Annotated in this window: 4 protein-coding genes; 1 reads left to right on the top strand and 3 read right to left on the bottom strand. The window is 55.5% G+C overall.

Annotation, left to right across the window (positions count from 1 at the left end):
- The 3 genes from cmk to serC form a co-directional block, all read right to left on the bottom strand.
- On the bottom strand, positions 1 to 558 hold a 558-nt coding region (gene cmk, locus QMM04_RS20480), incomplete at its 3' end, for a (d)CMP kinase (protein ID WP_282996892.1).
- A gap of 198 nt (positions 559 to 756) precedes the next feature.
- A complete protein-coding gene (aroA, locus tag QMM04_RS20475) occupies positions 757 to 2,043 on the bottom strand; it encodes a 3-phosphoshikimate 1-carboxyvinyltransferase (RefSeq protein ID WP_104186995.1) in 1,287 nt (428 codons plus the stop codon).
- Between the two features lie 85 nt (positions 2,044 to 2,128).
- Positions 2,129 to 3,214, bottom strand: coding sequence for a 3-phosphoserine/phosphohydroxythreonine transaminase (gene serC / locus QMM04_RS20470; RefSeq protein ID WP_021508348.1), 1,086 nt, complete (start codon positions 3,212 to 3,214; stop codon positions 2,129 to 2,131).
- Between the two features lie 311 nt (positions 3,215 to 3,525).
- On the opposite strand from serC, the gene ycaO reads away from it, so the two are divergent.
- Entirely contained in the window at positions 3,526 to 5,289 is a 1,764-nt protein-coding gene (ycaO, locus tag QMM04_RS20465) for a 30S ribosomal protein S12 methylthiotransferase accessory factor YcaO (RefSeq protein ID WP_104186997.1), read from the top strand.
- Positions 5,290 to 5,519 lie beyond the last annotated feature (230 nt).

The following is a 5,519-nucleotide window of genomic DNA, read 5'->3' as shown; positions in this document are numbered from 1 at the left end:
ACGATCGCGGTCGTCGCGTTCCTTTATCTCGGATAAAAGGCGATCAAAGTTAACACTAAAGCCCTTTTCCTGCAACTGTAGCATACGGCGATGCGCACGCTCTTCGGAGCTGGCATCGAGGAAAATTTTAACGGGCGCGTCCGGGAAAACCACGGTGCCCATATCACGTCCATCGGCGATTAAACCCGGCTCCTCGCGAAAAGCACGCTGTCGGCGCAGCAAGGCTTCACGCACGCGCGGAAATGCCGCCACGCGCGACGCCGTATTGCTCACTTCCTGGGTGCGGATTTCGCCGGTGACATCCTCACCTTCCAGCACTACCTGCATTTCACCGTCTACCGACAGAAAACGCACGTCAAGGTGCGCCGCCATGGGCACCAGCGCTTCTTCCGACTCGATATCCACCTGATGATGCAGCGCGGCCAGAGCCAGTACGCGATAAATAGCCCCTGAATCCAGCAGGTGCCACTGCAACGACTCCGCCATCGCTTTACATAAAGTCCCTTTACCCGCGCCGCTTGGGCCATCAATGGTAATTACCGGGGCGATTGCCGTCATTGTTCTCTCCTGTTGCTGCGTGCTGATGATCAGCCTTCTTGGCTGTCTGGATTGCGCGGCATTATACGCTGCCCGCGTCCGCTTGGTTACCCTTTAGCGTAGACAGCGCCAGAAATTTCGACAGTTTCAGAACAATTTCCCGCCAGTGAGGCCAGCAGAGGGTACAGAAGCCCGACACAGCGGTGCCGGGCTGGGGGATTAGGATGCGTGGCTGATTTTTGCCAGCTGCTGGAAGTAATCCGGGAAGGTTTTTGCCGTGCAGCCGGGATCGAGAATGGTTACCGGCGTGTCGGACAGCGCAACCAGCGAGAAACACATCGCCATACGGTGATCGTTGTACGTGCCGATATCGGCGTGCTGTAACTGCGCAGGCGGTGTGACGCGAATAAAATCGTGCCCCTCTTCCACTTCCGCACCAACTTTACGCAACTCGGTCGCCATGGCCGTCAGGCGATCGGTCTCCTTTACGCGCCAGTTATAGATGTTGCGCATCAGCGTGGTGCCTTCGGCAAACAGCGCGGTGGTAGCGATTGTCATTGCCGCATCCGGAATATGGTTCATGTCCATATCAATGGCATTCAGCGCACCGCGCGTGCAGGCAATATAATCGTCGCCCCACTCGATCACCGCTCCCATCTTCTCCAGCACATCGGCAAAACGGATATCGCCCTGCACACTGTTGCGGCCAATCCCGGTAACGCGCACCGTGCCGCCTCTGATTGCCGCAGCGGCAAGGAAATAGGACGCTGACGACGCATCGCCTTCCACCAGATAATCACCTGGCGACTGATACTGCTGCTGACCTTTCACCACAAAGCGCTGGTAGTGCTGATTATCAACGTCCACGCCAAAGCAACGCATCAGGTGCAGGGTGATATCAATGTAGGGTTTGGAAACCAGCTCGCCTTTGATGGTGATCGTGGTGTCGTTCTGTGCCAGCGGCGCGGTCATCAGCAGCGCCGTCAGGAACTGGCTGGAAACGCTGCCATCGACACTGACTTCGCCGCCGGTAAATCCGCCGTTCAGACGCAGCGGCGGATAGTCGGTTTGTTCGAGGTAATCAATGCGCGCGCCGCCCTGCCGTAACGCATCGACCAGATGGCCGATCGGACGCTCTTTCATGCGCGGTTCGCCGGTCAGCACCACCGACTGCTCGCCGAGGCACAGTGCGGCCGCCAGCGGACGCATCGCGGTTCCGGCATTGCCCAGGAACAATTCCAGCGGCTGTTCGGCACGCAGCGGTCCACCATTGCCGACCACTTCACACACGGTGCGATCGGCTGACAGGGTATAGCTGACGCCCAGCGCCTGCAGCGCATTAAGCATGTGTTTAACATCATCGCTGTCGAGCAGGTTGGTCAGGCGCGTGGTGCCGTTCGCCAGCGCGGCCAGTAACAGGGCGCGGTTTGATACGCTTTTTGAACCCGGTAAGTTTACCGTGCCGTCAACGCGGGCAATCGGCTGTAAAGTCAGGGAGTCCTGCATGTGAAACCAAATCTCCAGAAATACGAGACCCTGTCCAGTGACAGGGTCTGATGCCAGCCGGGCAGGCTGGCACTAAAGTAGATAATTAACCGTGACGACGTTCGAAGTCGACCATGAATTCGGTCAGCGCTTTAACGCCTTCCAGCGGCATCGCATTGTAGATCGAGGCACGCATACCGCCAACCACACGGTGCCCCTTCAGCGCATGCAGGCCCGCCTTCAGTGATTCTTCAAGGAACACCTTATCCAGCGCAGCATCGGCCAGTTGGAAAGGCACGTTCATCCGGGAACGGTTTTCACTGGCGACGTCGTTACGGTAGAAGCTGCTGCTATCAATCACGCCGTACAGCAGATCGGCTTTCGCCTGATTAACCTTGTCCATCTCTGCTACACCGCCCTTCTCTTTCAGCCATTTAAACACCAGGCCGGAGAGGTACCAGGCAAACGTCGGCGGCGTGTTGAACATCGAATCGTTTTCGGCCAGCACTTTGTAGTCGAGAATGGAGGGCACCCAGCGCTGCGCTTTGCCCAGCAGGTCATCACGCACTACCACCAGCGTCAGGCCAGCGGGACCGATGTTCTTCTGCGCGCCGGCATAAATCACGCCGTAGCGGCTGATGTCGAGCGGGCGGGACAGGATGGTGGAAGAGAGATCGGCCACCACCACTTTATCGCCGAAGTCTGGCTCTTCATCGATGGCAATACCGTCGATGGTTTCATTCGGGCAGAAATGCACATAAGCAGCATCATCGCTGAGCTGCCATTCACGCATCGGTAACAGTGCGCGTTTACCCTCACGGGTGGTTTTGATGTCAATGGCGTTCGGCGAGCAGAATTTTTCTGCTTCTTTAATAGCGCTGTGCGCCCAGTAGCCGCCGTCGATGTAATCCGCGCGGCTGGCATCGCCCAGCAGATTACCGGGGATTGCCGCGAACTGCGCACGCGCGCCGCCATGGCAGAATAATACTTTGTAGTTGGCCGGGATTTTCAGCAGATCGCGAAAATCCTGCTCCGCCGCTTCCGCGACTTCAATAAACTCTTTGCTGCGGTGACTGATTTCCATCACCGAGGTGCCTAAGCCATGCCAGTTTGTCAGTTCTTGTTCTGCACGACGAAGCACTTCCACCGGCAGCATTGCCGGTCCGGAGCTAAAATTATAAACCTGCGCCATTTCCCCTCACCATTGTCATATCGAACGGTTATGAATACCCCATCGGTTTTATCATTGCCTCCGGATGGCTGCAATCATTTATCCGGCAGCGATCACATTTCCAGAGCCCGCTCCACCGCAGCTTATGTCATAAATGTAATAAGCCACGGAATTTTGTGAGGCAGTCCGGTGAAGTAAAATCAGACAGCTGCCAGAGCGCGAAAAAGCCGTAACAATGCGTTGAGAAATTTGGCGGAGCAATAGCGAAGCAGGCGCAAAACCCGTATTATTGCGCGCTTTACGCCCAACCATCGACTTGAGAGAGCGCCAACATGACGCAAACGTTTATTCCAGGTAAAGACGCCGCACTGGAAGACTCCATCGCACGCTTCCAGCAGAAACTGCAGGATCTGGGTTTCAACATTGAAGAAGCTTCCTGGCTGAACCCGGTGCCGCACGTCTGGTCAGTGCACATTCGCGACCGCGACTGCCCGCTCTGTTTTACTAACGGTAAAGGCGCCAGTAAAAAAGCGGCGCTGGCCTCAGCGCTGGGCGAATATTTTGAGCGCCTCTCAACCAACTACTTCTTTGCCGATTTCTGGCTGGGCGAAACCATCGCTAACGGCGACTTCGTGCACTACCCGAACGAGAAATGGTTCCCGCTGACCGACGATGACAGCCTGCCGGAAGGTATTCTGGATGCACGCCTGCGTAAGTTTTACGATCCGGAACAGAGCCTGAGCGCGTCCGACCTGGTGGATCTGCAGTCTGGTAATGCCGCTCGCGGTATTTGCGGCCTGCCATTTACCCGCCAGTCCGATCAGCAAACTGTTTACATTCCGATGAACATCATCGGCAACCTGTATGTGTCTAACGGCATGTCCGCTGGCAACACCGCCAATGAAGCGCGCGTACAGGGCTTATCCGAAGTGTTTGAGCGCCATATTAAAAACCGCATTATCGCGGAATCCATCAGCCTGCCGGAAATTCCTGAAGCGGTAATGCAGCGCTATCCTGGCGTGGTGGAGGCTATCAATCGTCTTGAAGCGGAAGGTTTCCCGATTTTCTCCTATGACGCTTCGCTGGGCGGCAACTATCCGGTGATCTGTGTGGTGCTGTTCAACCCGGCTAACGGCACCTGCTTTGCCTCTTTTGGCGCCCATCCGGACTTTGGTGTCGCGCTGGAACGTACCGTCACAGAACTGCTGCAGGGCCGCGGCCTGAAAGATCTCGACGTGTTTACCCCGCCCACCTTCGATGATGAAGAAGTGGCTGAACACGCTAACCTTGAAACCCACTTCATTGATTCCAGCGGTCTGATCTCCTGGGATATGTTCAAAGACGATGCCGACTATCCCTTTGTCGACTGGAGCTTTGCCGGCACGACCCATGAAGAGTTCGATACGCTGATGGCGATCTTCCGTGCGGAAGATAAAGAAGTGTATATCGCCGACTACGAACATCTGGACGTTTACGCCTGCCGCATTATCGTACCGGGCATGTCTGATATTTACCCTGCCGAAGACCTGCTGCTGGCGAATAACAACATGGGAGCATCACTGCGTGAAACGCTGTTGTCCCTGCCGGCAACCCAGTGGCAACCCGAGGAGTATCTGGCTCTGATCGAACAGCTGGATGAAGAAGGTCATGATGACTTCACCCGCGTGCGTGAACTGCTGGGGCTGGCGACCGGCAAAGACAACGGCTGGTTCACGCTGCGTATTGGCGAGCTGAAAGCGATGCTGGCGCTGGCCGGTGGCGATCTGGATCAGGCGTTGATCTGGACGGAATGGACCATGGAATTCAACCAGTCGATCTTCAGCCCTGAGCGTGCCAACTACTATCGCTGCCTGCAGACTCTGCTGCTGCTGGCGATGGAAGAAGATCGCGATCCGCTGCAGTATCATCGCGCGTTTGTGCGCATGTATGGCGAAGCCGCCGTTGACGCCGCTTCGGCTGCCATCAGCGGTGAGGCACCATTCTACGGTCTGCAGGTGGTTGACCGCGATCTGCACGCGTTCCCGGCGCATCAGGCACTGCTGGCCGCGTATGAAAAATTACAGGCGGCAAAACGTCGTTACTGGTCTGCGAAATAAATCGGCGCATTTTGTCTGTGACGAAATAGCCTGAAAATTAACGGGCACTGGCAGTATCCAGTGCCCTTTTTTTATGCCGCTGAAAATTCATCGGGCGCAGAAAATAATAAATAACAATTCACTATCATTGATAAACAGTATTTAACAAAACAGCCCTTAAGCCTGCCGCACCTTCAACTTATTTTGCATAAATTAAAAATTTTTTAGTTGTTATAATTCAAATTTTTACA

It is taken from the genome of Pantoea sp. Pa-EAmG (assembly GCF_030024295.1).
Taxonomy (GTDB): Bacteria; Pseudomonadota; Gammaproteobacteria; order Enterobacterales; family Enterobacteriaceae; genus Pantoea; species Pantoea dispersa.
Note: the sequence above shows the minus strand (reverse complement) of the source record. Positions and strands in the feature narration are given on the sequence as shown.

What these genes read in the sequence shown, in the direction of transcription:
- aroA (WP_104186995.1), bottom strand. Translation starts at nt 2,043, where the DNA reads ATGCAGGACTCCCTGACTTTACAGCCGATTGCCCGCGTTGACGGCACG.
- serC (WP_021508348.1), bottom strand. Translation starts at nt 3,214, where the DNA reads ATGGCGCAGGTTTATAATTTTAGCTCCGGACCGGCAATGCTGCCGGTG.
- ycaO (WP_104186997.1), top strand. Translation starts at nt 3,526, where the DNA reads ATGACGCAAACGTTTATTCCAGGTAAAGACGCCGCACTGGAAGACTCC.